The organism is Georgenia sp. Z1491 (assembly GCF_049856175.1).
Taxonomy (GTDB): Bacteria; Actinomycetota; Actinomycetes; order Actinomycetales; family Actinomycetaceae; genus JB111.
Window position 1 is genome coordinate 1 of the sequence record NZ_JBNDNA010000039.1, and the last position, 1,393, is coordinate 1,393.

Annotated in this window: 2 protein-coding genes; one reads left to right on the forward strand and one right to left on the reverse strand. The window is 67.4% G+C overall.

Annotated elements, in window-relative coordinates:
- Positions 1-708: ISL3 family transposase (locus ACPYO4_RS16350; RefSeq protein WP_425710293.1), on the forward strand; the 708-nt coding region annotated here is incomplete at its 5' end.
- Positions 709-1,176: 468 nt separating this feature from the next.
- On the opposite strand, the gene ACPYO4_RS16355 is transcribed toward ACPYO4_RS16350, so the two are convergent.
- The coding region (locus ACPYO4_RS16355; RefSeq protein WP_425710302.1) for a CueP family metal-binding protein at positions 1,177-1,393 on the reverse strand (217 nt) is incomplete at its 5' end.

Consider the following 1,393-nt stretch of genomic DNA (forward strand, 5'->3'; position numbering starts at 1 on the left):
GACATGGTCCAGGGCCGCTCGAAACACGCCTTCAAGCAGTGGCTCGCGGGCCGGCCGCAGGACTGGCGCGACGGGGTCGAGATCGTCGCGATGGACGGCTTCACCGGGTTCAAGACCGCCGCCGCCGAAGAGCTGCCCGACGCGGTCGCCATCATGGATCCTTTTCACCTGGTCCGCCTCGCTGGCGACGCGCTCGATGACTGCCGGCGCCGTGTCCAGCAGGACACCTGCGGGCACCGGGGCCGCAAGGGCGATCCGCTCTACGCCGCCCGCCGGACCCTGCACACCGGCGCCGACCTGCTCACCGAGAAGCAGTCCCAGCGCCTGGAGGGCCTGTTCGACGGCGACACCCACGTAGCGGTCGAGGCCGCCTGGGCCGTCTACCAGCGCATGATCGCCGCCTACCGCGTCCCCGACCGCGCACATGGTCGCCAGCTCATGGCCCAGCTCATCGACTCCGTCAGCTCCACCGTGCCAGCCGCCCTGACCGAGCTGCGCAAGCTGGGCAGGACCCTGAAGCGCCGCGCCGCCGACGTGCTCGCCTACTTCGACCGGCCCGGCACGTCCAACGGCCCCACCGAGGCCATGAACGGCAGGCTCGAGCACCTGCGCGGCTCGGCCCTCGGCTTCCGCAACCTGACCAACTACATCGCCCGATCACTACTCGAGACGGGCGGATTCCGACCCCAACTACACCCTCGAATGTGAAGAGCCAGGAATCACCCATGAACACCCTCGGCCTGAATCGCCATCGGCTCACTCGTCATCGCCGGGCGGTCCTCCCGGAGTGCCGAACGCTCCGCGAACTCTGCAGAGACACAGACACAGACACAGCTCGCAGCGGATGCTGCCCACGAGGCACGCCTCCCTCGTCTGTGGGTGGATATCCCGGGCAACAAGGACGAGCCGACGGCCTTCAAGCTCTACATCGGCAACACGGGCGACACCACCGCTCACGACACCCGTTTCTCGATCGAACCACCGATCGTCCCTGGTAGGTCGATGAAAGAGGGCCCGGACCGAGCAGCCCGGGCGGGAGCGGCTGGAAATGCCGCCCTCCCCCCTGGACGCACCATTTCCTGGATGCTCGGCTGGCCCCCCAGCCGGCTGGGCTATCTCCAACGCGGCCCATCGCGGCCACACAGCAGCACCGTCAATCACATGCATGCGGTGGGGTCAGGCGAGCTGAAGGTCTGTGAGGCACGTGGCCCCGTCGTCGGTGGTGGAGAAGTCCGCCGTTCCCGTCAAGCCGTCATAGGTGATCTCGATGGTTCCTTCGACGTCGCGCGGTAACCAGAAGCCTGCGAAGCCGTTGTCGAAGGTGGTCATCTCGTCGTTTACGAGCTCTTCACCGCTTGCCTGGTCCAGGATCCGCACCTGGATGTCCTGGCCG